Raw genomic sequence first — 1328 nt, forward strand, 5'->3', positions numbered from 1 at the left:
CTGTAGGAGCTGCCGCAGGCTGCGATCTTTTCAGCGCCGGAACCAACGCAGTGCAAGTCAGCGGATTCACGCTATCGGCTGGTGCGCTAAGGTGTAACGAAACGTTAGCGCCGCGCCGCAGTCAGTAGCTCATTCGAACCTCTCGGCAAAAAGGCCCGCCATGCTCACGATTTTCAAGCAAGAAAGCTTTCTGCTGCTGGCGGTGATTGCCGCGTGCATCGCCTATCCGCTGGAACACTGGATGCTCCATAGCGGCCAAATCGTCGCGCTGATCTGCGGTCTGGTGCTGATCGCCTTCATCGTCGCGGCTTCGATGCGCGTTGCCCATCATGCCGAACTGCTCGCCGAAAAAGTCGGCGACCCCTACGGCACGATGATCCTGACCCTCGCTGCAGTGCTGGTGGAGGTGGTGATCCTGGCGATCATGATGAGCAACGAGGCGTCCGCCACGCTGGTGCGGGACACGATCTATTCGGCGGTGATGCTCGACATCAACGGCATCCTTGGCCTCGCCGCGCTGATGGGTGGACTCAAGCACGGCGAGCAGTCGTACAACGATGATTCGGCACGCAGCTACAGCGTGATGATCCTCACCGCCATGGGCGTGTCGATGGTGGTGCCGGAGTTCATTCCGGCGGCCAACTGGAAGGTTTATTCAGCGTTCACCATCGGTGCGATGGTGGTGCTTTACGCGTTGTTCCTGCGCATGCAGGTCGGCCCGCACAGTTACTTTTTCAGCTACAGCTACCCGGATAAACGCCGCAAGAAAGAACCGGTGGAAAATGAACCGAAACCGCTGAGCCTGGCGTGGTCGGTCGGCATTCTGGTGTTCGGCGTGGTGGTGATCGGCGCACTGGCCGAAGTGATGTCCAAGACCCTCGATCTGGGCCTGGAAGGCACGGGCGCACCGCCGGTGATCACGGCGATTCTGGTGGCGGCGATTTCCGCCGCGCCGGAAATTCTGACGGCGTTGCGTGCCGCGTTGGCCAATCGCATGCAGTCGGTGGTGAACATTGCGATGGGCGCGTCACTGTCGACGGTGATTTTGACCGTGCCGGTGATGGAGGCGATGGCGCTGTACACCGGCCAGCCGTTTCAAATGGCGATGACCCCGGTGCAGACGGTGATGATCTTTATCACGCTGATCGTCAGTGCGATCAACCTCAATGACGGCGAGACCAATGCCATCGAAGGCATGACCCACTTTGTGCTGTTTGCGACGTTTATCATGCTGTCGCTGTTGGGTCTCTAAGCCCACCACAAATCCGGTGTAGGAGCTGCCGCAGGTGCGATCTTTTGAACTTGTTTTCTAAATCAAAAGATCGCAG

At 58.9% G+C, this 1328-nt stretch carries 1 protein-coding gene; it reads left to right on the top strand.

The annotated features are described in order from the left end of the window. The first annotated feature begins 160 nt into the window (after positions 1-160). Positions 161-1252 (top strand): calcium:proton antiporter, encoded by a 1092-nt coding sequence (locus HT737_RS19285; RefSeq protein WP_182403713.1) that lies wholly within the window; start codon positions 161-163, stop codon positions 1250-1252. The last annotated feature ends 76 nt before the right edge of the window (positions 1253-1328 follow it).

The sequence above is a fragment of the Pseudomonas sp. MD195_PC81_125 genome, assembly GCF_014060985.1.
In the GTDB taxonomy this organism is placed as follows: domain Bacteria; phylum Pseudomonadota; class Gammaproteobacteria; order Pseudomonadales; family Pseudomonadaceae; genus Aquipseudomonas; species Aquipseudomonas parakoreensis.